Source organism: Haladaptatus sp. SPP-AMP-3 (assembly GCF_049568665.1).
In the GTDB taxonomy this organism is placed as follows: Archaea; Halobacteriota; Halobacteria; order Halobacteriales; family Haladaptataceae; genus Haladaptatus; species Haladaptatus paucihalophilus.
Genome location: NZ_CP145902.1, coordinates 244,005 through 269,901 on the forward strand (window position 1 = coordinate 244,005; position 25,897 = coordinate 269,901).

24 protein-coding genes and 1 pseudogene are annotated in these 25,897 nt (G+C 57.0%); 9 read left to right on the top strand and 16 right to left on the bottom strand.

Annotation, left to right across the window (positions count from 1 at the left end):
- Positions 1-4 precede the first annotated feature (4 nt).
- The 5 genes from V5735_RS24020 to V5735_RS24040 form a co-directional block, all read right to left on the bottom strand.
- Entirely contained in the window at positions 5-1,825 is a 1,821-nt protein-coding gene (locus V5735_RS24020) for an ABC transporter substrate-binding protein (protein ID WP_423747270.1), read from the bottom strand.
- Positions 1,826-2,121: 296 nt separating this feature from the next.
- Positions 2,122-2,628: a helix-turn-helix domain-containing protein gene (locus tag V5735_RS24025; RefSeq protein WP_423747271.1), complete on the bottom strand. Its 507-nt coding sequence runs from the start codon at positions 2,626-2,628 to the stop codon at positions 2,122-2,124.
- Positions 2,629-2,933: 305 nt separating this feature from the next.
- Positions 2,934-5,108 (bottom strand): acetate--CoA ligase family protein, encoded by a 2,175-nt coding sequence (locus tag V5735_RS24030; RefSeq protein WP_423747272.1) that lies wholly within the window; start codon positions 5,106-5,108, stop codon positions 2,934-2,936.
- Positions 5,109-5,221: 113 nt separating this feature from the next.
- Complete coding sequence (locus V5735_RS24035; protein WP_423747273.1) at positions 5,222-5,596, bottom strand: hypothetical protein; 375 nt, start codon at positions 5,594-5,596, stop codon at positions 5,222-5,224.
- A 41-nt stretch (positions 5,597-5,637) separates the two neighbouring features.
- Entirely contained in the window at positions 5,638-7,794 is a 2,157-nt protein-coding gene (locus V5735_RS24040; RefSeq protein ID WP_423747274.1) for a dipeptide ABC transporter ATP-binding protein, read from the bottom strand.
- A 270-nt stretch (positions 7,795-8,064) separates the two neighbouring features.
- Between V5735_RS24040 and V5735_RS24045 the strand changes: the two genes are divergently transcribed.
- Positions 8,065-8,466, top strand: coding sequence for a VOC family protein (locus V5735_RS24045; RefSeq protein ID WP_423747275.1), 402 nt, complete (start codon positions 8,065-8,067; stop codon positions 8,464-8,466).
- 80 nt (positions 8,467-8,546) lie between these two features.
- On the opposite strand, the gene V5735_RS24050 is transcribed toward V5735_RS24045, so the two are convergent.
- Together V5735_RS24050 and V5735_RS24055 are read right to left on the bottom strand one after the other, a co-directional pair.
- Positions 8,547-9,053, bottom strand: coding sequence for a VOC family protein (locus tag V5735_RS24050; protein ID WP_423747276.1), 507 nt, complete (start codon positions 9,051-9,053; stop codon positions 8,547-8,549).
- Positions 9,054-9,148: 95 nt separating this feature from the next.
- Entirely contained in the window at positions 9,149-10,063 is a 915-nt protein-coding gene (locus V5735_RS24055; RefSeq protein WP_423747581.1) for a glycosyltransferase, read from the bottom strand.
- A 99-nt stretch (positions 10,064-10,162) separates the two neighbouring features.
- On the opposite strand from V5735_RS24055, the gene V5735_RS24060 reads away from it, so the two are divergent.
- From V5735_RS24060 to V5735_RS24075, 4 genes are all read left to right on the top strand, one after another.
- A complete protein-coding gene (locus tag V5735_RS24060) occupies positions 10,163-10,825 on the top strand; it encodes a helix-turn-helix domain-containing protein (RefSeq protein ID WP_423747277.1) in 663 nt (220 codons plus the stop codon).
- 371 nt (positions 10,826-11,196) lie between these two features.
- Positions 11,197-12,258, top strand: coding sequence for a complex I subunit 1/NuoH family protein (locus V5735_RS24065; protein ID WP_423747278.1), 1,062 nt, complete (start codon positions 11,197-11,199; stop codon positions 12,256-12,258).
- Between the two features lie 572 nt (positions 12,259-12,830).
- Positions 12,831-14,219 (top strand): GntP family permease, encoded by a 1,389-nt coding sequence (locus V5735_RS24070; RefSeq protein WP_423747279.1) that lies wholly within the window; start codon positions 12,831-12,833, stop codon positions 14,217-14,219.
- Between the two features lie 440 nt (positions 14,220-14,659).
- A complete protein-coding gene (locus tag V5735_RS24075; protein ID WP_423747280.1) occupies positions 14,660-14,884 on the top strand; it encodes an SWIM zinc finger family protein in 225 nt (74 codons plus the stop codon).
- A gap of 31 nt (positions 14,885-14,915) precedes the next feature.
- Here the strand turns inward: V5735_RS24075 and V5735_RS24080 are convergent, their stop codons facing one another.
- From V5735_RS24080 to V5735_RS24095, 4 genes are all read right to left on the bottom strand, one after another.
- Complete coding sequence (locus V5735_RS24080) at positions 14,916-15,335, bottom strand: DUF3995 domain-containing protein (protein ID WP_423747281.1); 420 nt, start codon at positions 15,333-15,335, stop codon at positions 14,916-14,918.
- 62 nt (positions 15,336-15,397) lie between these two features.
- Positions 15,398-16,630, bottom strand: a complete 1,233-nt coding sequence (locus tag V5735_RS24085) for an MFS transporter (RefSeq protein WP_423747282.1) — start codon at positions 16,628-16,630, stop codon at positions 15,398-15,400.
- Complete coding sequence (locus tag V5735_RS24090) at positions 16,627-17,043, bottom strand: luciferase family protein (protein WP_423747283.1); 417 nt, start codon at positions 17,041-17,043, stop codon at positions 16,627-16,629. Before V5735_RS24090 ends, V5735_RS24085 begins: the two co-directional genes overlap by 4 nt.
- Positions 17,040-17,627, bottom strand: coding sequence for an NADPH-dependent FMN reductase (locus V5735_RS24095; RefSeq protein WP_423747284.1), 588 nt, complete (start codon positions 17,625-17,627; stop codon positions 17,040-17,042). Before V5735_RS24095 ends, V5735_RS24090 begins: the two co-directional genes overlap by 4 nt.
- A 277-nt stretch (positions 17,628-17,904) precedes the next feature.
- On the opposite strand from V5735_RS24095, the gene V5735_RS24100 reads away from it, so the two are divergent.
- The gene (locus V5735_RS24100) at positions 17,905-18,534 is read left to right on the top strand and encodes a helix-turn-helix domain-containing protein (RefSeq protein WP_423747285.1); all 630 of its coding nucleotides are present in this window, start codon (positions 17,905-17,907) and stop codon (positions 18,532-18,534) included.
- A gap of 205 nt (positions 18,535-18,739) precedes the next feature.
- Here V5735_RS24100 and V5735_RS24105 read toward each other — a convergent pair whose 3' ends face one another.
- From V5735_RS24105 to tenA, 5 genes and pseudogenes are all read right to left on the bottom strand, one after another.
- Complete coding sequence (locus tag V5735_RS24105) at positions 18,740-19,291, bottom strand: hypothetical protein (protein ID WP_423747286.1); 552 nt, start codon at positions 19,289-19,291, stop codon at positions 18,740-18,742.
- A pseudogene (locus tag V5735_RS24110) lies at positions 19,288-20,612 on the bottom strand (divalent metal cation transporter). The gene V5735_RS24105 and the pseudogene V5735_RS24110 overlap by 4 nt, the downstream one beginning before the upstream one ends.
- A gap of 212 nt (positions 20,613-20,824) precedes the next feature.
- On the bottom strand, positions 20,825-22,387 hold the full coding sequence (locus tag V5735_RS24115) for a sodium:solute symporter family transporter (RefSeq protein WP_423747287.1): 1,563 nt from the start codon (positions 22,385-22,387) through the stop codon (positions 20,825-20,827).
- Complete coding sequence (locus V5735_RS24120; protein ID WP_423747288.1) at positions 22,387-23,139, bottom strand: TenA family protein; 753 nt, start codon at positions 23,137-23,139, stop codon at positions 22,387-22,389. The genes V5735_RS24115 and V5735_RS24120 overlap by 1 nt, the downstream gene beginning before the upstream one ends.
- Entirely contained in the window at positions 23,136-23,801 is a 666-nt protein-coding gene (gene tenA, locus V5735_RS24125) for a thiaminase II (protein ID WP_423747289.1), read from the bottom strand. The genes V5735_RS24120 and tenA overlap by 4 nt, the downstream gene beginning before the upstream one ends.
- A gap of 175 nt (positions 23,802-23,976) precedes the next feature.
- Between tenA and V5735_RS24130 the strand changes: the two genes are divergently transcribed.
- The 3 genes from V5735_RS24130 (at position 23,977) to V5735_RS24140 (ending at position 25,832) form a co-directional block, all read left to right on the top strand.
- Positions 23,977-24,219, top strand: coding sequence for an SWIM zinc finger family protein (locus tag V5735_RS24130; protein WP_423747290.1), 243 nt, complete (start codon positions 23,977-23,979; stop codon positions 24,217-24,219).
- 476 nt (positions 24,220-24,695) lie between these two features.
- Entirely contained in the window at positions 24,696-24,986 is a 291-nt protein-coding gene (locus V5735_RS24135) for a HalOD1 output domain-containing protein (RefSeq protein WP_423747291.1), read from the top strand.
- 186 nt (positions 24,987-25,172) lie between these two features.
- On the top strand, positions 25,173-25,832 hold the full coding sequence (locus V5735_RS24140) for a helix-turn-helix domain-containing protein (protein ID WP_423747292.1): 660 nt from the start codon (positions 25,173-25,175) through the stop codon (positions 25,830-25,832).
- Positions 25,833-25,897: the final 65 nt, after the last annotated feature.

Here is a 25,897-nt window from a genome sequence, read left to right on the forward strand (position 1 = left end):
GTGATCAGGAGAAGTCGGGCTGGTCGAGCCCTGTGTGGGTGGCGTGACCGTTCTCGACGCGCTTGGCGAAGGCGTCCCAGGCGTCACCCTCCGGCCAGACGAGGGTGTCCTCGCCTTCGAACGTGTATCCCGCCTTCTGGAGCATCGTCTTGGCCTTGCCGACGTTGTACTTGTACGGGTCCGTCTCGGCGGCGAAGGGCGTCAACAGGCTCGTAATCAGACGCTGCCCCTCGATGGCGGTACCCCGCCCGCCGAGCACGTTCTCGACGAATCCCTCCTTGTCGACCGCGTGGCTGAGCGCCACGCGGAACGTTTTGTCCCGGAACAGCGGGACGATGTGGTTGAGGTGAACGTCCGTCGGAACGTAGTTCTTGGCAGTTTGCTTCTCGACCCCGTTGGCCTTGGCCGCGCGGTCGGCTTGCTGGTTCGAGACGGTCGTCCCGATAGCGTCGATATCGCCGGATTGCATCGCGCCGATGAGCGTCGAGATGTTCCCGACATTGGTCTCAACCAGTTTGTCGATACCGTCACCGGGGACGAAGTGCTTGCCGAGCATCTCCTTGCGGATGTCGTCGTCCCAGAGCCAGTGGTCCTCGTGCTTCTCGAGCCTGAACTCGGTTCCCTGCTCCCAGTTGACGAACTTGAATGGGCCGGTCCCGATGGGATTCTTCGGGTTGTGCTGGCCAGGGCTGTCGATATCCTTCCAGCGGTGTTTCGGGATGATGGCGCTTCGGACGGCCCGTTGAGTGAGGAAGGATGCGTCGGGTTCGGTGAGGTTGAACTGGACGCGGCCGCCGCCGCTGTTCGACACGACTTCCACGCTGTCGATGGTCCGGTAGAACGGTCCCTGCTGGGGTGCCGTGTGCTGCTTGTATTTCTCGACGCTGAACTTCACGTCCTCGGGACTGAACGATTTGCCATCGTGCCAGGTGACGCCTTCGCGGAGGTCCATCTCGACGGTGGTCTCGTCTACGACCTCGTGCTTGGTCGCGAGACCTGGGACGATTTCCAGTTGTGGGGACGCGTCGTAGAGGCCGTCGTAGACGTTCAACAGACGCTTCTCCTCCATTCCCCCGGTCGACCAGGGCAGATTCGTTCCTTGCATTCCGGTGAGGACGCCTTTGACCCACGTAGTCGAGTTGCCCTGGGGCTGAAGATTCACCTGCGTCCAGATGAACGAGTCGCGTGTCGTCCCGTTCCCCGGCGTCGGAACGTATCCCTTCCAGTCGGCGGTGTTGGCCACTGTGATCACGTCGGGGAAGTTCGAGGCGATAACGTACGCGTCCTTGCTGAGTTTCTTCTGGATCTTCTTACAGAGCTCGGCGCGTTTTTCCACATTGCCAATCGTCGCGGCCTGTTCGTCCAGCAGTTCCGTGATTTCGTCGTTCTTGTAGTTGTAGTAGTTCCCTCCCGTCTCAGGATGTGCGCGCATCAGGAACGGATTCGGGTCGAGTCCCCGCTGTGGGTCCGGTCCGTGGAGGTTCATAACGACGGGCGTCGGGTGTCCGATGTCGGCACGCCAGTACTCGCCGTATCGGGTGCTCGGCTGGACGTTGACGAGGTTCGTCGGGACACCCAGAGAGTTGAACGAGTCCTTAATCATCAACGCGTGCTCGCGCATCCACGGCGTCTCCGACTGCGCGAAGTGTATATCCACGGCGGACACCGGCCGCCCCTCGACCGCGTTGTACTCGAACTTGACGGCTTTGTCGTTGACCGATTTCCCCTTCGTCTCGACTGGCCACTCCTCCCAGAACTTGGTCTTGATGGTGCGGCCATCGCCACCGCTACCGTCGCTGTTGTTGTTGCTCTGGCACCCGGCCAATCCAGCGATCCCAGCTGTGCCTGCGATCCGGATGAATCTGCGCCGAGAAGCAGAACCTGTCTCAATTTCGAATTGTTTTCCCTGCGTCATTGCATGCCATCCTTTCCCACTTACTGGCGTGAATCTACTCCCGATGCCGGTCAATCATCATCATATTTTATATACACACCCGTACTCACCGGATTCACCCGACCCGCGGCCACAGCACTAACGATACCATTACATACATATTCAGTGATTAGTAAAATTATATACGTATTCGGGGAGGGGGTGCGTTCCAGGCTGGGTCACGCCGATTATTTGTCGCCTGACTCAGCGTTTGACGACTCTTCATCGGTGGAGAAGACGAGGTCGAAGAGTTGCTTCTCGGCGAACCGGAGACGTTCGCTGAGCGTCGACTGGGCGATGTCCAGTTCCTCTGCAATGTCGTCTGCCGACGCCTGTCGTGGCACGTCAAAATAGCCCATAGAGTGGGCGGCCCTGAGGACGGTCAACTGTTGCTGCGAAAGTTCATTCCGGAGGACGCGGCCGAGCTGTCCGCTTCCGAGCGGTTCGCCTGTCGTCTCTACCTGATTCACGCTCAGGAGTTCGAACCGGCTGAACTGCTCCTGAATTCGGTCCGCCAGCCGCCGGAAGTCTTCCCATACCTTTACCGTGACGACCCCGTCGAAGTGGTCTCCGTGTAGTTTCAGCCGGTTCGGCACACCCTTCTCCCGTAGAATCACACCAAGGATGAACGGGTATGGCTCGTGAGCGACGATGGTCAACCGGTAGGTCGGCTGTTCGGAGGTGTCCGTCGACACCTTTTCGTGGTGGAACAGTTCTGCCCGGGAGAGAGATTCAATTGCCGCTTCCAGGTCACGCTCACTATCAGTTGTGACCAGAAGGGATTCGATCCAGTCGCCTTCGTCGGCGTAGAAGGCGTTCTCAAATTCGATTCGACGAACGTCAGGGACCTGCGTCCTGAAGTCGTCGATGACACCGGACGGGGTGGTCTGGAACTCGATGCGTAGAATATTGAATCACCCTGGTCAGATGTACACTCCCTTCGAGTGTACTATATAAAACGTTGGTCACTTAGTTAAGATTCGCCTCTGGCTGTGTCGGCTCACTCACCAGTGCGGACGAGTGCGTCGACGGCGATGGGGCCGTCTTCAGTGACGACGACAGGGTTCAAGTCGAGTTCGACGACGCCGCCCACGGAGTGAGCTAGGCCCCCGACGTTCACGAGCAGGTCGACGACCCGATCGACTGGCAGCGAGCCACCATCTCGTCGGTCGATGAGCAGGTCCTCAAGGACCGTCTCTTTGACCGCTCGCCGCGCGTCCGACCGCGAGAACGGCGGGACCAGTGTCGCGCTATCGTCCAGCGCTTCCACGAGGACACCACCGGCACCGACGGTGACGAGCGAATCGAACACGTCCCCGGGGGCAACCCCCACCATCGTTTCGACGCCGTCGTCGACCATGGGCTGAACCAGCACGCCTTCGATGTCGCTATCGTCGACGTGGGACCGTGCTGCCGAAACCACGTCGTCATAGGCCTCGCGTGCTTCCATGGGAGAGTCGACACCGAGCAGGACGGCGCCGGCGTCGGTCCTGTGCGGGAGTTCCGGCGAGTCGATCTTGAGGGCGGCAGGTCCGGGTATCGACTCGACGGCGGCGGCCGCCTCGTCAGCGTCGGTGGCCAACCGGGTCTCGACCGTCGGGACGTCGAACGCGGAGAGCAGCGACTCGGCCTCCGTCCACGTGAGGACCCGTCCTCGCGGCAGGTCGCCATCGAGTACGTCGGTACCGGGGTTCCCTGAACCGCTTTCACCGTGAGTGGTGGATAGCGAGTGCCGTGGCGGCCGGTCGGCGAGGCGGTCGCGGTCGGCAGCGAAGTCACACGTCGACGCAACGGCGTCGAGACACCGGCTCGGGTCCTCGTAGACCGGCACCGACTGGCGCAGCCGAGCGTAGGGTGGCGTCTCAGTCGGGTCATCGGGTTCCTTGCGTCCAGTCCAGAGCACGTACACCGGGTCCTCGGCCCGGTCGGTGATATCTTCCAGATCGGCGGCGATGTCGGCTGCGCGGTCATCGACCCCCGAGAGACCGATGGCGAAGACGTACGCGTCGAAATCGTCGTCAGCGAAGAGTGCATCGGCGATTTCGGGAATCGAATCGGCACCGTACCCCCGAATGTCAGCGGGATTGTGTAGTTCGCCATAGGTCAGGAGTTCGTCCATCTCCAGTAGCACACGTTCGGTCTCCCCATCGATGTCAGGGAGAGAGAGGCCACGCTCAGCAGCCATGTCGGCGAGCAGGCTCGCGAGACCACCGCTGGTCGAGGCAATACAAACGCGGTCACCGTCCGGGGCGTCGTAGGCAGTATGCGCGTTCGCAAGGGCGAGGAGGTCGGGGATGTCAGGGACACGCTGGACCCCCGCCTGGGCGAAGGCCGTCGCCCAGGCGTCGTCGTCGCCGGTGAGCGATCCCGTGTGCGAGAGTGTGGCTTCCTCCGCAAGGTCGGACTGGCCGATCTTCACCGTCAGGACGGGCGTGCCGTTGCGGATAGCAGCTTCGGCGACCTGCATGAACCGTTCCGGGTCGTCGATTCCCTCGACGTACGTGCAGACGACGTCAACCCTCTCCTGTTCGGCGAGATACGCGACGTAATCCGTGAGCGTCAGGTCGGTCTCGTTCCCAGTGGAGACGATGTGACTGAAGTGCAGGTCCTGGTCAGTCGCCCGCTCGAAGAACGTCGTGAACGCCAGCGCCCCTGACTGGCTGACGAGACCGATTCCACCCGGCCCAGGTTTGCGTGAACACGTCGAGGTGAGCGTCGCACCCCGGGCGGCCATCACGCCGATACAATTCGGCCCGACCACCCGGATTCCGACCTCGGAAGCCGTCGCGGCGAGGTTCCGTTCCAGTTCGGCCCCCGTTTCGTCCGCCTCGGCGAATCCCGCCGTGAGGACGAGCGCGATGGGGACACCTCGCTCGCCTGCGGTACGGACGACATCGACGACGTACTCGCGCGGGACACTCACGACGACGAGGTCGACGGTCTCCGGCACGTCTTCGATGGTGTCGAAACACGGGCGGTCCCAGGCTTCTTCGCGGTTCGGATTGACGGGGTAGAGGGTCCCATCGAAGCCGTAGTTGAGGAGATTGTCGACGAGATTGCCCGAGTAGAACGATTCCGGGCTCGCGCCGACGACCGCGACGGAGTCGGGGTCAAACAGCGATCCCAGTTCCGGCGTCGTTCGTGACTCTGTGCTCTCGGTTCCGATTGTCGTCATGGCACTGAGTCGGTTCCTCCAGCACCCGCGTGAACCTGCCCCCGATGGGGATCGATTATCTTCACCCTATAAGTACCACTCCACGAGCACACCGTGATTCTCGGGGTGGGGTGTCACCGAATCACCGCGGCCGCTGCGCGGTCGAGAATCGTGTTTGCACGCTCGACCAGCGGCGAGTCAATCATCTGGCCGTCGACGGTGAACACCCCGCTTCCCTCCTCGTCTGCCTTTCGCTTACCTTCGAGCACTCGCTCGGCCCAATCAATTTCGTCCGAGTCCAAGGTATAGGCCTCGTTGCTTACGGGGATTTGGTCGGGATGGATGGCAAACTTTCCGTCGAAGCCGAAATCCACGACCGTCCCGGTCTGGGCTCTGACCTCCTCGACATCCTCGATGTCGCTATCGACCGTCTCGGCGGGTGTCTCGATGGTCTTTTCTAGCATTTCGCGGTCGTCGCCCGGCCAGTACTGAACTGAACGCTGGACCATACGGGCAGGCATGTAGCCTGCTAGAAAAACCCGAGGGAAGCTCAATCGCTCCCGATTTCCTGGTCGACCCGGTTCGGTTCGTCTGACTCGTCGTTAGCCGGGTGGAAACACGCTGCCGAGTGATGGTCACCTGTCCACTCGGTCAAACCGAGCTCTTGATCCCAGCAGCGGTCGGTCGACTTCGGACAGCGCGGGGCGAACCGACAGCCAGTGGTCGCCCGTGAGGGGAGCGCCGGCTTCCCGTCGAGGGTTATGCGCTCGCGGTTCCCTTTCGGGTCCGTCTCCGGGACCGCTTCGAGCAGGGCCTCTGTGTAGGGGTGTTGTGGGTCGCTCACGATTCGTTCTGTTCGTCCGCGTTCGACGAACTTGCCGAGGTACATGATCGCCATGCGATCGGCGATCTTCGAGAGACTGGTGAGGTCGTGGGAGATGTACAGCACACCGATGCCCTCGGTGTTGGCTAGCCCACGAAGGAGATTGAGCACCTCTGCCTGCAGCGAGACGTCGAGCATCGAGGCGGGTTCGTCACAGATGAGCAGTTTGGGCTCGAGCACCAGCGCCTGCGCAATTGCCACGCGCTGGCGCTCGCCCCCCGAGAGTTCGTTCGGGTACATGTCCAGATACCGTTCGGCCGGCGCCAGTCCCACCTTTTCGAGTGTCTCCTCGACGACCGTCTCACGTTCGTCGAGTCGGTACTCGTGGATAGTCAGCGGTTCTTTGACGAGCTGTTCGACTGTCAACCGAGGATTCAGTGATTCGTACGGATTCTGAAAAATTATCTGTAACTTCCGCCGGAACGACTGGAGGTTCCCCTGGTAGTAGTCGTGTGAGCGACCGTCGAACATGAACTGGTCCACCGTGGGCTCCTCCAAGAGTGCAAGCGTCTCTCCGAGCGTCGACTTGCCACACCCCGACTCGCCGACGACGCCGAGTATTTCGCCGCGCGCGACGCTCAACGAGACGCCGTCAACCGCGCGGACGTGGGACTCCTCCTGCCCAAACATCTCTTTGATCACCTCGCCACGTCGGTCGTACCACTCGCGGATACTGCCCGTGAGTCCCGTGATGGAGGGTTCGATACTCTCGAACGGCAGGCGTCCCAGCAACGAGTCCTCGCGCTCGTACCACTTGCGAAGCCCCTCGACTTCGAGTAACACTTCGCCGTCCGGCGTGCGTGACCCCTCCACAGCACCACCCCACGTCGAGGAATCCTCGGCCTCGGACCGCATCCGATTCGATTGTTCCACGTGATGACACGCGATCCAGTGGTTCCGGTACGGGAGTTTCTCGAGGTCCGGAACCGTCTCGGAACACGTGTCGGTGGCGAACGGACACCGCGGCTCGAAGACACACCCGGTCGGTTTCGAATCCAGATTCGGTGGCTCTCCCGGGACCGAGACGAGGTCCCCATCGTGTTCGGCGTCAAGGGCCGGATACGCGTTTCTGAGCCCCATCGTGTACGGATTCGACGGGTTGAGAAGGAGGTTGTCGATGCGGCCCTGCTCCATGACCGTCCCACCATACAGCATCGACATCTCGTCGCAAGTCTCCGCGATGACACTGAGGTCATGGGTGATCAACAGTAGCGAACTGTCCGTTTCTTCCTGAATCTGGAGGATGTTGTCGATTATCTCGTCCTGGACGACGACGTCTAGCCCCGTTGTCGGCTCGTCCGCGATGATGAGTTTCGGGTCGAGTGCGAGCGCCATCGCGATGACAACCCGTTGGCGCATCCCGTCCGAGAACTGATGGGGGTAGTCCTCGGTCCGTCCGGGGTTGAGTCCGACGGTTTCGAACAACTCGCGAGTGCGTCGGCTGGCGCGCTCTTCGGAAACCGTCCTGTGGATCTGAACGGCCTGCCGTATCTGTCCACCGACGGTCATCATCGGGTCGAGCGCGTCGATGGCAGTCTGTGGGATGAAGGCGATTTCCTCCCAGAGAAGGTCTTGTCGCTCCCCTGGCGTCATCGTTCGTAAATCTCGCCCCTCGAATTCTATTCTCCCCGACTCTATCACCGCATGGTTCGGTAACAGGCCAAGAATCGCCTTTGCAGTCGTCGATTTGCCCGATGCTGACTCCCCTGAGAGCGCGTAGTTGACACCGTCCTCGATCGTGAATGAGACACCGTTGACGCTGTGGATTGGTCCGTCACCCGTATCGTACCGCACCACGAGGTCTTTGACATCGAGGAGTGTCATTCTCGTCCACCTGTGAGAAACATCCAGAACACAACTGTGGTTCCACGCCACTCCATATTTCCGAGTGTGCACTGGATCCCACGGTCAGGCCAGACCATTCTGTGACAGAATATTCCGGGTATCGGTTATAAATCTCCGTTTGTGATACATCCCCAACACGAGTCCCATATTGCCGCGTTCCGTCACCGCTACCGAGATCACTTCCACCCCGCACGGATTAGTTATTTTATTGGGGGGGTCAGTTGATCATACCGAAGACAAACGGAACTCATGAACATGAACGTCAAAGCCGCAGACTTCGTTTTTCAGACCGTTACGGACTTTAGTACCTCTGTTCCGTTCTATCGTGATACGCTCGGATTAGAGCCCGAGACAATCGATGAAGACAGTGGATGGGCGGAATTTGCATTCCCCCCGACCACGCTCGCACTCGGAGAAGCCAGCCCGCAGATGCCGTTCACACCGGGAGAAAGTGGCAGTGGTGTCGCTATGGCCGTTGATGATGTCGAAACAGCTACCGAAGAACTCGAAGATGATGGTGTGACGATTCTGATGGACCCCATCGATAGTGGTGTGTGTCACATGCCAATCATTGCTGATCCGGATGGTAACCCGATCATCTTGCATAAGCGCAACGATGGCACTCACGGACGGGTTGACCCGCTCCCCTGAGTACAGAGTTGCGGCTGATGTGAAAGAGAAGACCACCAGAATCGGAGATGAGAGCGACTGTACTCCTTTCCGAGACCAATCTACCCAGTTGTGTTCAATTGGTAATTTTTCTCCATCGGACGGGTATACAACTCGACGATGTGTTCGTCCGGATCTTTGAAATATAATGACCGATATGGGGCTTCCGCGTCGTACTCGCGTTTGGTCACCGGAACATCTACTTGCCGAAGGAACTCATATGCAGCGTCAAAATCGCTCTCATCAATAAAGAGGGCAAAATGGACGTGATCGCCACCTTCGTCGTATAATGCAGAATTGGGCCATTGGTTCACAGGTTGTGCTTTCCGTTTCTCGTCTTCATCGGAAAACTCGCGAGGTAACCACAAACCCAGGCGAGTATTCCCTCCGACATAGATCCACGTTGCCCAGACCTCGTCTCCAGAGGTTGATCCTGTAAATTGCCCATCAGCGTACCCCCACTGGTCGATAATGGGAAATCCGAGCGTTTCTGACCAAAATCTAACGGTTCGATCCATGTCTGCAACTTCGAGGACGAGTTCAGAAACGCCCTGTACTGGGAGTGTCATACGGTCTCATTCATATGGATACTATTGAAACTGATGCCGCCCTCCAATCAACACGAAGTGATTTTCTTGCCTTTTCGAAGTCAGTCGTTGAGTTACTACTCACCAACCCTCACGTCGTACTTCCCACACCAGCAGTATCGTCGACCACCCCAGACGAACGTTCGGCGGGCGAGTCCATACAGAATGAGGGGCACAAACACGAACAGTGCTGGATAGGCCAGTACGGCTGTCCACCGACGGACACCCAGAATCTCGTTGACGGCGAAATGTAGCACGGTTAGGATGACCACTGCTGGAAACGGAGCGAGGGTCGCACCTGCGAGGACGAGCAGTGAAACGAGAACTGTCCCGACAATAGCCCCAGGGAAGTGCCACCGGAGAATCTGCGTCCATCGAACCGGCCGCTCGACCGCCTCGTGGATAGTCCCTCCAATGGGAACGATGTGTGTCCGATCGACTGTCGTCACTTGGAGGTACTCCATGAGGAGTCCGTCGTCGCTTACCGTTCGTCGAAGTTCATCGAGAAATGTGGTCTCGTCGATGTCGCCTCGCTCGAACATGACCGCGCCGCCCCATATTTGGTTGCCAAGATAGAGGCCTAGAGAGCCAGCCGAAGCGTACAACGGCTCGAGCAGCACCGATAGGGGATCTTGTCCGACGAAGTACGGCACCTCCGACACTGGCCCATGGTCCTCATAATCCGCGCTGAGCGTGACCAGCCAATCCGAGGGGTGATAGAAGTCGTCGTCCGTCCAAACGATGCGGTTGTGGCGGGCGGCTTCCATCCCGGCAGCGATGGCGTTAGCTTTTCCCGAACAACCTTCCGGCTCGCCAGCGGCGATAAATCGGACACCTTTGGGGTAGTCTTCCAGATCGGTGACAGGGTCGTCCCCGTTATCGTGGATGATCAACAGCTCGTCGTTGTCTCCGAGCTGGGCGGCCAACTGCGCGCATGCGTCGGTCCATCTCGTAGTCGGCAAGAGGACGCTCGTCGGCGGGTGATCGGACATGGTGGTTAACCCTTTCCAGCCGAGGGCCATGAGCCCGCTGCCGGCGATTCATGGACGCTTATGCTGAAGAGCTATAAGATAGCACCCAATCGTTAGGACATGCGCTACGTCACCGTCGTGGCTTACCCCGACGAAGAAGGAATCAACCGCCTCGACCGACGGGTTATCGAGCTTGGCCTGGACTACCGGGCCATCCATCGCATGGAACTCCTCGCTAACGATACCGTCGCGATGTTCGCCGAGGGTCGTGGCGATATCGAGGGGCTCCGTCAGATCCTGTCGGAGTCGCCGGAAGTCTTCGAGTTCTCAGTCTCCGGCGACGAGGACGGATTCTTCTCCTACACACGCTATGCGGCGGATGACCTGACTCGGATGCTCATGGAGGACCGGCGCGAGTCGTCATACCTAATCGATATGCCAATCGAACACACCATCGACGGCGGTCTCCGGGTGACTTACATCGGGACGGAAGCAGCCTTCACCGACGTGCTCTCCGAACAGCCAGAGGGTGTCAGAATAGAGGTCGAACGAACTGGCACATACACTCCCGGCCCCCGCCACATCGTCTCTCGGCTGACCGAACGTCAGCGGGAGGTGCTCCGTGCGGCGATAACGCTCGGCTATTATCAAGAACCTCGCAAGGCGACCCACGACGAAATCGCGGCGGTGGCTGGACTCTCCGAAACGACAGTTGGCGAGCATCTCCGGAAGGTCGAGGCGACCGTGTTCTCCTCGCTCCACATGGGGGCAACCGATCGGTGAAGTGACTGATTGTCTCAGAGGTATCCGGTACTGGTCAACTACTCACTCATTGCGACCGAGCACAGGTCAGGATAATCGTGGCTTTGGGGAGCCACTGATGTTACGGACGCACTTCGACGAAGTGAGGATCTGAATGCACCGGCCACTGAACCATGGATCGAGGCTGTTATCCTGCTATCGTTAGTCCCCGTTGTCGCTTCGACATCCTTGAATATGCGACATAGAGGACAGCCCTATCAAGTATCTCATTGTGAACTCCACTGATATTCAGTCCGAGTATTCTGGTGAACGAAACAATAAAGAAAGCACCTATAAGATTCCGGGAATCACCGGCAGAGCGCTCACCGCCCTCAAATGAGAAGAGGTAACAAATGAGACTCGTCGAGGCAATTGCGGAGATGCTGGGATTCGGCCCGAATGTAACCGTCATAGAACAACTCATCGCGTCATTACTCGGTGCCACCCTGATTGGGATATTCTGCCTGATTCACATGGCAATTGCTGGTCCGTGGGCGAAACGAAAAGTGAACGCAGCTTTCGTGGATCGAATCGCCGTGAATCGAGTTGGTCCATTTGGACTGTTGGTCATCGTCTCGGACATCGTCCGACTGATTTCGAAGGAACTCATTATCCCAGATGACGTGGACCGTCCTGCCTGGGATCTCGCCCCCGTCCTCCTCTTCTTCTCCGCATGTGTTGGCTTCGCCGTTGTTCCGATGGGGACTATCGCTGGCATTACGATCCAACTTGCCGACCCCGAAACCGGCATCGTGTTTCTCTTCGCCATCTCGTCGTTAGCGAGCCTCGCGTTAGTTATAGCTGGTTACTCGTCAAATAACAAATATTCATTCCTTGGCGGGATGCGTGCAGTAGCACAGAATATCGCGTACGAGATTCCACTCGTGGTCACGGCCGCATCAGTCGTCCTGTATATAGGAACACTTCGAGTGAGCGAAGTCGTTGCGTTCCAAACCCGACCATTGGTGGACGTGTTGGGCGTCCAAATCCCATCGTGGTTCGCCTTCGTCAATCCATTCGCTTTTGCACTGTTCATGGTGGCGAGCTTAGCGGAGATCGGACGAAATCCGTTTGATACCCCAGAAGCACCGCAGGAGGTTATCGCTGGCTATCAGACCGAATACTCGAGCGTCTACTTCGTCTTTCTCTATGGGAGTGAGTTTCTCCATATTTTCCTCGGCGGTGCAATCATTACGACGTTATTTCTTGGGGGACCGAATGGGCCGTGGCTGCCGGGGTTCGTTTGGTTCCTCCTCAAAATATGGAGCGTATTCTTGTTCACGCAATGGGCACGAACGGCAATACCGCGCGTCCGCATCGATCAGCTCATCGAAATCGGTTGGAAGGGCCTCCTCGTTCTTTCATTCGCCAACTTTCTTCTCACAGCAATTCTTATTCCAATTCTAGGCGTGTAGTGCTAGCCTCCTTCCTCAATTGGGAAAGTGTGATTCTCCGGATTTTGCTGTTCTCTGACCTTCTTCGAAACAATCACTGTCGCAGAGTTCAATGACTAAGGAATAAATTCTCCTCAATACAGAACGATTAGAACGCCCTCTGCAAACACATGGCCGCCGTCGAGAACGCGACTGACGACAGGACGCTTGATGCATTCCCATCGGAGGCCGACGAAGATGGTTCCGAATTAACTCCCGTTTCAGCCTTCTTTATCCATGGTACATCAAGCGACGCCCCCGAATAGCGCCGATAGCGAACACACCGACCAAAGACGATGACATGCTAATGACAAAGTTCAACCTGTTCGACCAAGCGCAAGCAACCAACGTCGCGGCGAGCCGGACGGGTGTCTCCGGACTTGAGGTTTGAGAGCGCGTCAACGCGCCCCTCTGCGTCGCCTTCTCCGCTTTCACAGGGGCTCTCTTCTGTTTCCGTTACCACGATAACGACAATATTCACGTTAATTTTCCCAGTTTATAAATTCATGCTAATATACATGGATTTTATGAAGATGGCCTTGAACTGAGTGAGCATGGTTCACGTGAACATCCCTCTGGTGTTAGGTGGACAGGGGCCGCTTATCTCACTGCTCGCCGGTGTCATCGCCGTCGTACTTCTCCTCGTCGTGCTCGACCTTCCAGCATTCGTCGGACTCGTCATCGCGACGTTCGTCGTCGGAACAGTCTCTCCGCAAGTCGCGTTGGGCGATGTCGTGAGTAAAACGGCCACCGGATTCGGCGACGGGATGGCCGGGATCGGAATCCCGATCCTGATGGCAGCAATCATTGGGAAGGCGATGACCGAGAGCGGTGCGGCTGACCGCATCGTGCGCGCATTCGGCACGCTGAGCAATGGAAAAACCGAAATTTCTCTGTTCGGTAGCAGTTTCGTGATGGCGATCCCCGTGTTCTTCGACAACGTGTTTTACTTGCTCGCGCCCCTTGCGCGGTCCGCTCGATCACGGACAGGCGGGAATTACACGCTTTACATCGTGGTCCTCGCCGCCGGTGGAGTAGTGACACACGGGTTCATTCCACCGACACCAGGACCATTGCTCGCAGTCGATAATATCGGGGCCAATCTTGGAACCACAATGCTGGTCGGCGGGGTCGTCGGTCTTCCAACCGCACTCGTGTCTGGACTGGCCTACGGTCACTGGATCAACCGCCGGTTGAATATCCCGCTCCGGGACGCGATGGGGACGACGGTCACGGAAATCGAGGAGGTGGCCACGACGCCGATAGATCAGCTTCCTGGGTTATTCGAATCACTGCTACCGATTATTCTCGCCGTCGGACTCGTGGGCGCGGCCACGACCGTTGATACGTTATTCTCCGATAACGCGTTTGCTTCCGCTGTAACGGGATACGTCGGTGATCCGAATTTTGCCCTGACCGCTGCTGCGATGGCGGCGGCAGTCACATACTTCCGTATCAGCGATATAGGCCGGTCGGAGTTCTCCGACGAGTTGACCGACGCTCTCAAAAGCGGCGGTAACATCGCCGCAATCACCGCCGCTGGGGGCGCTTTCGGAGTTATGTTACAGGCAGCGGGTGCCGGCGATTACATTGCTGGAGGACTCAAGGGCGTTGGATTCGGGCTACTCGTGACGGCGTGGATCATTGCCGCCGGAGTGCGCGTTGTTCAAGGATCGGCGACCGTTGCTATCGTGACTACGTCCGGAATCATGGCCCCGTTCGCCAGTCAACTCTCGGTCAACCCTGCGTACCTCGTAATGGCGATTGGTGCCGGAGCCTCAATCTTTTCATGGTATAACGACAGCGGCTTTTGGATTGTCAAAGAGATCGGCGGTCTCACACAAAAAGAGACCCTCAAGACGTGGACGGTAGTCACCACCTTGATCGGCGTTGTCGGTCTCATTACTACGCTGATCGCCTCACGAATAATCCCGCTCGCCTGAGGAGCAACCTCCTTTTCAGTCGAACCGTTTCTTTCCGTTCAACTCTGTTTTCTGTGCTCTCGGTAGCCGTGGAGTTGTGGGATCTACGCCTCGCGATGAGACAGTTGAACACATCAACGATAGTGTTATCTCAGCCGAACGCGCCTGTCGTAACGAAGACAGGCGTTTCGTCTGCTTCTCATCTCGAACACATCGACGGGGACGCTGACGTCGATCTCCTCCTCGCGAAAGTTTGATCGCATCGAGATTGTTGAGCATACTTTTGCGCCGGACCTACGGGTGAGGAGAAGAGACCAAGGGATTTCCAGTCTCCTAGATGTGGACAGGGTAAATTACCTAGCCGAAGAGGTGAGTATGTACAATGTCTTCCGACTCATCGACGTCACCAATGAGAGCCACGAGAACCCGAAGACCACCGGTACACCGTCTCTATCGACGACGTGACTAACGAACTGATGGCCTGCACATGCCCGCATCACGTCCATCGGAACGCCTTCTGCAAACACATGGCCGCCGTCGAAACCGCAACTGGCGACGGGACGCTCGAGCCGTTCCCATCCGAGGCCGACGACGATGCTGAACCCGACAACTGCGACTGTGACGGCCTTGGTGGCTTCCCGTGCTGGCCGTGCGTAAGAACCGGACGAAAAGAACTGCCGGACTAACCACCCTCTTCGAGCTTTTGTCTACGCCATCTCAACGTGAGCGTTGCTGGTAGTTCCACGTCGCCACACAGAACGCAATCCCACCGAGGAGCCACCATGGTCCCCACATAAACGTCTGCCAATGCGTCGCTGTCCACACTGCAGGAGCGGGAAGATCAATGAGTCCATTCTCGGTGAGTGCACCCTGAATGATGAAGTCACTCCCATGGAAGACCAGAAGAGCACTCACTCCCCATGCAGCAATAAGCACCCCTCGGCGGGGTAACAACTTCCCCCATGACTGAACGAGTGCGAGTGCGAGGACACCACCACCGAGTTTCAGCATGCCAGTCAGCCAGAGGACGGTGATGAACCAAGGTTTTCCCGCGAGTTCTTGACCGAGCGAAACGGTGTTGATTCCGGCCGTGCCACCGAGTGCCCAGTAGAAACTCATTGCGGCGAACACAACCATCCATGTACAGGCCGCGTAACCTGCCCATATTAGTGACCATGATCGCACAGTGGACGGCATTTTCAATGGTGTAAGTATACCTCTGATTCTGAGTCGGTTAACGACGTGATATACCCATTCGTGAGAGCAATTATAATTGCTCCGCCTGCTAATAATGCTCCAACGCCAAGAAACGCTGTCCCAAGACCCACGATTTCACTCACTGGGCGTACTACAATTGGCGAGAGGAACTGACCGAGGAAGAACGCACTGGTCAGGAGACTGAGCGCCCGCCCACGAACGGACTCTGGAGTGACCGCCGCGATCCACGCGTTAAGATTCGTCAGGAGGAATCCACTCCCAGCACCCGCAATCGTCACCCCAACGACAACACCGAAAACCGACCTACTCACGCCGATCACGGTATATCCAACACTCATGAAGCCAAATGTGAGCGCAACGATAGCGATCACACTCAGGGACCGGCGGATACGACCATACAGCAGTGAGGCGACTCCACCGGCTCCCGTCGATGCTGCCAACGCAGCGCCGATCATCGTGCCACTTGCTCTAGTCTGCATTTCGAGATAGAATGGGATCTGCAAGGGAGTCATATAGAAGATGATCTGACCGATTAACCCGAGCGCGGCGATAAGTCCGAGCGTTCCGACTGGGAGTCGAGCGAGCGTCTGGCGGATGTCATCGAGACTCGTTGGATGGTCCCTCGTGGGCTCATGGCGGCTCGGCTCTGGCAACCCGAGCACCATTGCCGGGAGGAGCACTAACGCTACCGTATAGACGAGGAACGGAACCCGCCAGTTGATGTCAGCGAGCACGCCCGCGAGGGGCAACAGGACGACGCCGCCGATGGACATGAACGCACCCTGTCGCCCGAGGATCGTATCTCGGCGGTTTTCCTCGTAGTAGTCGGTAATCAGTGCGGTTACCGTCACCATCACGCCCGCAACCGCCAGGCCCAGCACTGCTCGCCCGACAAGGATCGCTATCAACGAATCCAACACGAATCCAGAACCACCAGCGAGTGCGTAGACAACCGTTGAAACTAAGAGCAACCATCGGCGACCGTATCGATCAGCGAGCATCCCGATGATGGGTGACCCGACTGCAATAAACAACCCGTGCATCGTGAGCACGAGCCCAACGAGGACTCCCGCGTTCGGCACATTCACAAACTCTCGCTGAATCGCGGGCAGTGCTGGAGCGATCGTTGCTCCCGCCATGATGGTCAACATGCTGGCGAGCAACAACGTTCCCTGGGTGAGCCGCGGGCGCGGGATTTCCGTCTCACCACTCATGCGGTTCTCATCTCGTTGAACACGTCTTCCAACGTGTCGCTCATATCCAACTCAATGAGGGCTGCGTCGATATCAACTCCATCTTCCAGAGAATACTCCTCACGTTTTCGCATCGTGACCACGTGGTAGAGATAGGCGACGCGGAAGAGCCAGAGTGCTCCCTCGATGTCTTCGTTCGACTGAATGCGATAGGAAACCCATCCCGAATCGGGCATGACGTGGTGCTTTTCGGCCCGATTCTCCTCGATAAGGACAGTACGAATGCGCTTTGTAAACGGGATGTCAACGAGTTTACCACGGTGGATGTGGCCGATCTCTCGTCCCTCAAGGGTGAACTCGCGACCACCTCCACGGTCGTGTGAATCGACCTCTACGCCAGGCCAGTCACCAACAGAAGACTCGATCGAATTCATACGCTAGTCTCCGGGGTAGTGCTGACAGTAGACGGGACGAACTGTTCAGCATGCTCAACAACCTGTTCTACAAACTCCTCGAACCGATCCTCGTATGTCTTGTCAATGAGGGTGCCGTCCTCGTCGAAGGCATCATGTACGTTCGAGACGGGCAGATCGGGGCCAGGATGCGCGTTGAACTCCAGAGTGATATCGTGGAGATGACTGAGTGCTCGAACACCACCAAATCCTCCCGCTGAGACGGTGACGTACGAAAACGCTGTGTCCTCGTATTCGGGGTAAAGGTGATCGAGTAGGTTCTTTAGTGTACCTGGAATCGAATGGTTGTATTCTGGCGCGACAATGACGAGTGCCTGTGCCGCTTCCACTTTCTGACCAAACTCGTCTACACCGGGATGTGGATAATCGACTGCGTTCCGCTGGTTCCTGAACAGGGGAATGTCGTAGTTCTTCATATCGAATAACTCGACATCGTGGCCTTTCTCACGGAACTGAGCAGTGACATAGCGAGCGGGATGGATCGAATTTCGTCCTTCTCGGATTGTCCCTTGAACAACGAGGATGTTCAGCGAGGAAGTAGTCATGGGCGTTCAGCTCCTCTCTGTAGTAGCCTCCGGTGTTGGTGGTTCTCGGTCTGTCCGTGAGTAGTGGTTGTTCGATGGTGGTTTGATGACACCATAACTCGGAAAACGGGAGATACCACTGTGGATATTCGCGTGAATATATTCACCTTCAACAGCCATCCTGCGCTACGGATCCGATAATTATTCTTTTCTCACTACTAGACAGTGAGCGCAGTCAAGGTTTCGAATATAGTCGTTTTACGGATTTATATTGCCTGGTATATAACTCTCAGATACGATGCCCCGCATACAGGTCACATTCAACGCTGCAGCACGCCCAGACCCACTGGCCGCAATATCGACTGAATTGCCGGACGAAGAATTCAGAATACTCTCGAGCCATCCCACGGACAATGGAATACTTGGACTCGTAGAACTCGACACACCGGAGCCGGAAACTGTCATACGACATTTCGACGATGCCTCAGGGATGTCATTTGAGGTACTATATAGCGATGAACAGACGGTGGTAATTCAGTATTTGATTCCGGAAACGGAATCGAATCAGGCACTTCGTGCATCAGGTATTCTGCCGCGATTTCCCGCCTACTTGCGAGATGGATGGTTAACAGCCGAACACACTGCCGCACACGAGCAAGTATCACAATTTCCCAAAGAAATGGACGCCGTTGGCATTCCGTATGAGATCCAGTCCATAGCACAAGCTTATGATCCGAGAGAGTTGCTCACGGGTCGTCAACAAGAATTCATCACCGCAGCGGTTGAGCATGGGTACTACGATAGTCCACGTGAGTGCACTCTCACAGAATTGGCGAGGGAGTTTGACGTAAACCCATCTGCTGCGAGCGGCGTGCTCCACCGTGCGGAAGAAACAATCATCAAAGAAGTTATCAACAAGTCACAATAGTCAAAGTAGACGAAAATGAATGGGAGAATAGGTATTATTATGCTTCCCAATGAACGAAGACACAACCATCCGTAACCCGTGAAACTGACGAGCCGGCACAGCAACGCGCACAATGAGAACTCTTCCGCTTATTGTTGAACCTTCGATCTGACCGGAACTTCCATATTGGACGATCAGACCAACTTGTGAGAGGGGTCTTGTCTATCTACTTTAGTGATATCGCTCGATCGGCCCATTCTCGGAGAATCTTGAGAGCCTCATGTTCGCAACGCGAGACTGGATCGTCTGTCCCGAGTTCATTGCTCTCAAAAGCGTTCATCACTATGCATTCTGCATCTGTACAATAGGTCGTGAACTTTTGAAGATCAGATCTTGCGTTCTGAAACGGTATGGTGGAATCATTGATAAATACTGCTCGGGGTTGGGGAGCCTCATCGAGAATTCGTTCCGCTCGCTCGGCGTTATCGCCGGCGAGTGCGACCACCTCCTCTTCAGTCTTGCCTTCCGATCGCGGGGCATTCGCATCGAGGACACCGTACCATACTCGATCAGGAATCGTCGTAAAGCGGTCGAGCCTGCCGCCGAGCACCCATCCGTCGCGTTCGACCTCGGGTGCGAACTCTAAGACGACTACGCCCTCAGTACCCTTCCGTTCGATCCAAGCATCGAGCGCTTGGGCGGTGAGACGGGTCTTCCCAGTCTGAGAAGGGCCGACAATCAGGGTTGAACTGAGGAGTGGGAACGGCAGATCGGTCATATGATAGCTGTCTCTTCACGGGTATATTTCCCAAGGAGGACGAGAGTCGCGATCCCGAGGATAACGGCAAACGCTAGGACGATTCCCGACGCCGAATCGATGCCGCCTGCAATCTGTTCGCGAACGAAGTTCACTGCAAGCGCCCCCGAAACGAGAAGTAAGGCGATGCCCCCACTGTTGGCGAGCGTCGAGTTCGACTCTGGCACTGCCTTGGAGTTCAGGAGGTAAAGGACGATGGCGAGAGCAAACGGCGTTCCAACTGTGCCAAGCGCAAGGACGAGCACGAGCTGGCCGATAACTTCCCCACCGATGAAGGCACCGGGAGCAGACAGCAGCGCGAATGCGGCGAGGAGTGTCCGGTACCGTGAGTCTTCGACCGTCGTGTTCCAGCCGAGTTTATCAGCGACGAGGAACGGTGGGACGATCGTGTTCCCACCGAGCGTTGAGACTGCCGCACCACCAAGCCCAAGGAGGAAAAGCCACTTTGCGCTCGATCCGACAAGCGGGCCGAGAGCCTGTGCCGCGCTCATCGTCGTCAGGTTGGGGTCGGTGAGCACACTTGCAGTAACGAGGAAGATCGCAACGCTGTAAATGCCAAACGCGACGAGCATCGAGGCGACGATATCGAAGGTCGCGAGGCCGTACTCACGATCAGTCCACCCGCGAACGTGCATTGTATAGGACTGCATCGTAATCAGCGTGATATGAACCGCACCGCCGAGGATGCCCGCAGCCACAACCGCACTGCCGGAGGGAAATGACGGAGAAAGTCCCCGAACGGCACTCCCTGGGTCGATCGGAACGACGGAAAGGGATGCGACGAACGCGAGGACGACCGCGGTAACGAGGATCTTCGCAAAAAATTCAATGAAACGATACCCCCGCCCGGCGAGACCGACGGCGAGAACCAGCGCCCAGATACCCCCCATATTCTGGCGTCGATTCCCGTTATCGTCGACGAGACGGAAGCGACGGTGTTCATGATCACGAGCTGTGCGACGCCAGCTGCAATCACCACATCGATGACGAGAATCCAGGCCCACCACTTCCCGAGATACTCCTCGACGATGCCCACAATTCCCCGCTCGGTGAGGAGTCCCAATCGCATTGCGAGATACTGCGCTAGTGCACCTGCGACCGCAGAGAGAATCACGACCCAAAGCAGGGCGTAGTTGAAGCGTGCACCCGCAGTGAGTAGACTCGCCATCGTCGCCGGCCCTGCGGCGATCGCCCCGGCAATCCACGATGGGCCCATCTCACGGAGGTAGTCGCGGACTGCTCTGCCCTCCGCGGTGGTCACAGTAGTCGGTGTCTCGTTCATAGCTTGGTAGTATTACCGGGGAATGAAATACATACCGACTCTATGGACCGAGCAGGTCGATTATCTCGGGTTGAGATCCCAAGCGGTTCACCCTCAGTCTAACTGACGGATATCTCTAGTAATCACGGCTATCTCATAGCAGAATACGAGGAGAACGCCGAGAAGACTTCCCCAGAGAACGATCGCGAAAACCATCAGACCAATAACAGCCATTACTTACTCACCTCCGCGTCAGTGTCCGTGTCCACCGGCAAACCGCCATCGGTTTCCGGTTCGTCAAATCTGCGAATCTCGCGGGAGAGTCGAGCTAAGTCGAACTCTTCGCTCGAAAATCGTGCAATAATCAACGTTAGTACAGTCGAGATGAGAAACGCGCCGGCGAAGGGAATTAGATACGTCGTGTCGGCAGCCGGGAGGGTACCTCCGAGCAACGAATTCAATACCTCGTGGAGGCCGAACGGGAAGGGAAAGTAAGCACTGCCGGCCGCGAGTCCGCCGAGACTGCTCAGGAGGGCTCCGGTGCCTGAGAGACGGCCACTAAACAGGCCGTAGACGAGCGGGAAGCCGACGGCGGCACCGAGGAGGTCGGCAACGAAAAAGAGGCGAAGGACACTCTGAGCGCGAAGGCTTACCACGATTGCAGCGACCGCAATGACCACGGTAAACGCCCGCGCACTGAATCGCAGAGTTCGGTCATCCTGGTTTTCGAGCAACCTCGGGAGATCGGCCGTCACGAGGCTCGAAAACGCATTGAACAGGGTGTCGGCAGTGCTCATCACTAACACGAGCGCTAGCAAGAAGACGCTGAGGACGACCCACTCTGCGACGTTGCCCTCGAGCAGAACGAAAAAGGCAATTCCAGCGTTATAATTCTCACTGCCGAATTGGGTGACGACATCGGCATTACCGACTGCGACGACACCGAGGAGCGTGGCCAAGAGGAGAACTAGGCCATTGGCGATGGTCGCGGTGCGGAACCCTCGTTCAACCGTGTCGGATCCGCTAGCGGCGTAAATACGCTGCCACCACGTTTGATTGATGAGTTCCGCGCCGAGGATCGCGAAAACCAGCGCAACGCCGAACCTGATCCCTGGAACGAACCCGGGATCAAGAAGCGTGGAGTCGGCAGACACAATCCCCTCGTAAACGCCGCTGGTTCCGCCGAGCACGAGTACAACCGTGACGATGCTCGCGACGAGTAGTGGGAGGATCAACGACATCTGTATCGTGTCGGTGACGATGCTCGCCCGAAGGCCACCATAACCGGTGTACAGAAGGACAAATCCACCGACGAGAACCGACGTCTGCCATTGAGGAACTCCCGCTACGTGGTGGAGCGCCAGCGAAATTCCGGTCAGCTCCGCAGCGAGGAACACGAACATATAAAGGACGCTGACAGCGATCACGAACGCGTACATCGCACCGCCGTACCGCACATAGGCGTACTCGGTGAGCGAATGGCCTTCTGGAATCACCTCGCGGATCCGCGGGCCGAGCTTTGAGTACGCGAGCATCGGAATGGCCTCACCGACCCCGTAACCCACCACGGCCGCGATTCCGTAGAGGGCGCCAGCTTCTGGGGCCGAAAGGAGAATCCAGACACCCATGGCCGAGGCGATGAGCGTGGCCGACGTTCGCCCTTCCCCAGTTGAATTGCGCGCAGTGATGAGATCCTCGACAGACTCGACCCTCCCATGTGAGAACCAAATCCCGATCCCGGTAAAGACCGCAAGCGTCGCGATCGTCAGTCCGAGCGCCACGGCAGAGCTCACCATCACTTCTCCCCTTCTTCGGCATCCATCGCACCGTCGGTGTCGTATGCCATCTCAAAAACGGCGATCTCTAGCGAGACTGTTCGCTGGAAGAGCCGTTCGATCCGTCGCCGACGACGGGGTGAGGCAGCCTCGCCTTCTTGATCGAGTTCGTCGCGGAGCCACGACACGAAGGCCTCAAACCTCTCGTTGGCGTGGAGGTCGATCCACTCCGCAAGGTAAAATCTCGAGGGCGACTCGTCTTCAACGGTATTGGCCCATTCCAAGTAGATCCACTCCGCGGGAAGGAGAACGGCAAGCGTCTCGGCATACCCGCCTTCCCTCGCGGCTCGCTCTAAGAGATCCTCGAACGCCTGCGTTTCGGGGGTTAATTTGGGATCAGCGTACTCAGCTTCTGGAACGTCGAGTGCCTCGAAGGAGCGCTCGAAGTAGTCGTTCTCGTCGGCGGTCAGGGTCCCAAGAAAATTGACGAGTTGTGACTTCGATTCCATAGTCGGTGCATCTCCAACGGCGTATCCGAAGGCCCCGACAAGCGTCCTGACGAAGGCGTAGTCCTGTACTAGATACCGCTGGAAGACCTCATCGTCGAGGTCGTCGGTTCCGAGTTCGCGTGTGAACTGATGGGACGTCGCTTCCGACCATTCCGGTTGCGCACGTTCGCGAAGCCAATCGGTGAATCCGGCCGTCTCATATGCCTCGGCGTACTCCTCGAAGGTCTCGGGAACGCTGGCAACGTTGGTATCACGGCCAGTCATACCGACCATTCCTCCTGTCGCCAAGCGGCATCCCAGAAGCGATATTCGTAGCGGGCGGACGTTCGAAACAGGTTCTGAAAACGCTCACGCTCGACCTCATTTTTATCCCTGGCCACATCGTCCATCAGCTCCTTACACCACGTCGTAAGTTCCGTGAACTCATCGCCAGCGTACATCTCGACCCATGTAGCGTACCGGTCATCGGCAGGAAGTCCACGCGCCGCAAGTCGCTTTCCTGTCTCATTGAAACCCCACATACACGGCAAGAGTGCAGCAACGAGATCACCGAACGTCCCCGTCGTTGCGGTACGCACGAGGAAATCGGTATATGCCCTCGTAGTTGGCGATGGTTCGGTAGTTTCCAGTTCGGTCTCCGATACGCCGAACTCGGTTGCATACTCGCGATGGAGATCCATTTCGGTGTTTATTGTCGACTCGAGCAGCTCCGCGAATGTTCTCATGCGCTGGAGATTGGGGGCCTTCGTCGCACCGTGAGCAAAGACCCGTGCGTAGTCGATCAAGTAGACGTAGTCCTGCTTGACCCAGTACCTGAATGACTCCTCATCGAGAGTTCCTTTCCCGAGTTCTTCGACCATCGGGTGCTCCAGGATGGCGTCCCAAATGGGTTCGGCCATTGGGTCGAGGTCATTTGTGAAGCTCATGCCTAAATATGGGTGTTCCTCTCCAATATAACTTAGTAATATAAATGAGTGATTCAACGAAATTTCTTGATTTTTGAGACGTGCATCGGCTGAATAGTTCGTCGTCGACGTCGATGCTCCCGGACTCATCGAAGTCACCAACGAGAGCCAAAAGAACCCCATAGATCACCAATACGTGTTCTCCATCGACGACGTGACCGAAGACCCGATGGCCTGCACGTGCCCGCATCACGTCCACCGAAACGCCGTCTGCAAGCACATGGCTGCCGTCGAGAACGCAACCGACGATGGGACGCTCGACGCCTTCCCGTCCGATGGCGACGACGAGGCCGAACCAGACGACTGCGATTGTGACGACCTCGGTAACTTCCCGTGCTGGCCATGCGGGCAAACGGGGCGAAAAGAACTGCCGAACTAACCACCGCTTCAGCTGTTTTTAGCCATGACACGCCAATTGACGGTCTCGGATATCACCGACCAGCGAACGCTCACAGAAAGCGCGAAAGCTGTGACCGACGATACACCGGAGACACCGACAGTCCTGCTCGACCGAGCACGACAGCACGCAACGAACGTCGCCGCCGAGCACTTCCCGTATCTGCCGGTCGAAACGATCAGCTGGGAGATTTCACACCGAACCCAACGACTAGCAGTGGTCACAAGGATGATCGAGAACCGGACGAGAATGTGGACTGAAACCAGCAGAGGGGCTACTCGAGTGAAATTCACTGGCTTCCGTTATGGTATTAATACGCTCCCCTCGTACAGCTATATAATGATTATTCGTACATTTTCATCAACCGCCAGAGAATGTTTATAACTACCGTCCGTAGCACAGATGAAGTTCTCACGAGGGGGTTCGAATGTGGGGCTTCAGAACGAGCGTGAGACAGAATGGGAAAGAGCAATGCCAATACACCAAGGAGCAACCAAAGTAGAGCAACGAGGCTATCCATCACTGTCCGCATTCAGAAAGCGATTGCGGCACGAAAACAGTCTGAATGGAGCGGCTGCCCGCCGTTGTACGACGTTATTGACCCGGATGCACTCGATAGATTGTTTGCACCCACACAAGCAGGCACTAGACGCCATGGAACTGTGACCTTTCAGTACTGTGGTTATCAGGTAACGGTCAACAGCGATAGAACGGTGGACCTCGATCCAATCAACGCAGATGAGCGCTGATCTTCTTTTGCTATTTCTTCGCCGAACGATTGTTTTTGCACACCTTGAATAGTCCGGATTACAGCGCACTAGTACCACTACAGATCTGCGGTGGTTCGTACATGAAGAATGCGATCTCCCATCTCGGGAGTTGCGAGTTTATCGCCCAAGTTACTAAGATAGTATGGATCGATTGTCCTTGAACACATGGCGGTCATTGTTGAACTGTCTCTCCCCCCGGAAAACTTCCCGTTAGGGACGATGCTGACGGCCGACTCGGACCTTCATATCGAGTTCGAGCGTATCGTCCCTGTCGGTGCCGACGTCGTCCCGATTTTTTGGGCGTGGGATGGCGACTTAGATGCCTTCGAACAGCGCGTTCGCAAGGATATCAACGTTCAGCAATTCGTTGCAATCGATGAAGTGGGCGACCGTCGATTGTATCTCCTCAATTGGGATATCCCCGCCGATGCCTTCCTCGAGGGACTCACCACCACTGAGGGGATTATTCGGAATGCACATGGATATGGTACTGACAATTGGGAATTCAAATTGTTGTTCCCCTCCCACGAACATTTGACGCGGTTCCATAACATCAGTCGGGAGAACGATATCGAGTATACGCTCGGCAAAATGCAGTCGTTATCCGAGGCTGGTACTGCACAACTTGAAAACGTCCTTACGGACAAGCAACGGGAAGCACTCGTGCTCGCATTCCAACGTGGCTATTTCGAGACGCCACGGCAAGTGACGCTCTCGGAGTTAGCGACAGAACTCGATATCACTCAGCAGTCATTGTCGGATCGGATTCGACACGGTATCGAGGCTATCGTCGAGCATACATTGTTCGGTGCGTCCGAGCCATGACCGTCCGGTCTGCTATTAGTTCGTTAGTTCCTCTTAAAGTACTCTGTCTTAACAGGCCATGCCCT

Bases quoted from the DNA above. Each gene is read 5' to 3' on its own strand.
- V5735_RS24030 (WP_423747272.1), bottom strand. From the start codon at position 5,108: ATGACGACAATCGGAACCGAGAGCACAGAGTCACGAACGACGCCGGAA.
- V5735_RS24035 (WP_423747273.1), bottom strand. From the start codon at position 5,596: ATGGTCCAGCGTTCAGTTCAGTACTGGCCGGGCGACGACCGCGAAATG.
- V5735_RS24040 (WP_423747274.1), bottom strand. From the start codon at position 7,794: ATGACACTCCTCGATGTCAAAGACCTCGTGGTGCGGTACGATACGGGT.
- V5735_RS24045 (WP_423747275.1), top strand. From the start codon at position 8,065: ATGAACATGAACGTCAAAGCCGCAGACTTCGTTTTTCAGACCGTTACG.
- V5735_RS24050 (WP_423747276.1), bottom strand. From the start codon at position 9,053: ATGACACTCCCAGTACAGGGCGTTTCTGAACTCGTCCTCGAAGTTGCA.
- V5735_RS24055 (WP_423747581.1), bottom strand. From the start codon at position 10,063: ATGTCCGATCACCCGCCGACGAGCGTCCTCTTGCCGACTACGAGATGG.
- V5735_RS24060 (WP_423747277.1), top strand. From the start codon at position 10,163: ATGCGCTACGTCACCGTCGTGGCTTACCCCGACGAAGAAGGAATCAAC.
- V5735_RS24065 (WP_423747278.1), top strand. From the start codon at position 11,197: ATGAGACTCGTCGAGGCAATTGCGGAGATGCTGGGATTCGGCCCGAAT.
- V5735_RS24070 (WP_423747279.1), top strand. From the start codon at position 12,831: ATGGTTCACGTGAACATCCCTCTGGTGTTAGGTGGACAGGGGCCGCTT.
- V5735_RS24080 (WP_423747281.1), bottom strand. From the start codon at position 15,335: ATGGTTGTGTTCGCCGCAATGAGTTTCTACTGGGCACTCGGTGGCACG.
- V5735_RS24085 (WP_423747282.1), bottom strand. From the start codon at position 16,630: ATGAGTGGTGAGACGGAAATCCCGCGCCCGCGGCTCACCCAGGGAACG.
- V5735_RS24090 (WP_423747283.1), bottom strand. From the start codon at position 17,043: ATGAATTCGATCGAGTCTTCTGTTGGTGACTGGCCTGGCGTAGAGGTC.
- V5735_RS24095 (WP_423747284.1), bottom strand. From the start codon at position 17,627: ATGACTACTTCCTCGCTGAACATCCTCGTTGTTCAAGGGACAATCCGA.
- V5735_RS24100 (WP_423747285.1), top strand. From the start codon at position 17,905: ATGCCCCGCATACAGGTCACATTCAACGCTGCAGCACGCCCAGACCCA.
- V5735_RS24105 (WP_423747286.1), bottom strand. From the start codon at position 19,291: ATGACCGATCTGCCGTTCCCACTCCTCAGTTCAACCCTGATTGTCGGC.
- V5735_RS24115 (WP_423747287.1), bottom strand. From the start codon at position 22,387: ATGGTGAGCTCTGCCGTGGCGCTCGGACTGACGATCGCGACGCTTGCG.
- V5735_RS24120 (WP_423747288.1), bottom strand. From the start codon at position 23,139: ATGACTGGCCGTGATACCAACGTTGCCAGCGTTCCCGAGACCTTCGAG.
- tenA (WP_423747289.1), bottom strand. From the start codon at position 23,801: ATGAGCTTCACAAATGACCTCGACCCAATGGCCGAACCCATTTGGGAC.
- V5735_RS24135 (WP_423747291.1), top strand. From the start codon at position 24,696: ATGGGAAAGAGCAATGCCAATACACCAAGGAGCAACCAAAGTAGAGCA.
- V5735_RS24140 (WP_423747292.1), top strand. From the start codon at position 25,173: ATGGCGGTCATTGTTGAACTGTCTCTCCCCCCGGAAAACTTCCCGTTA.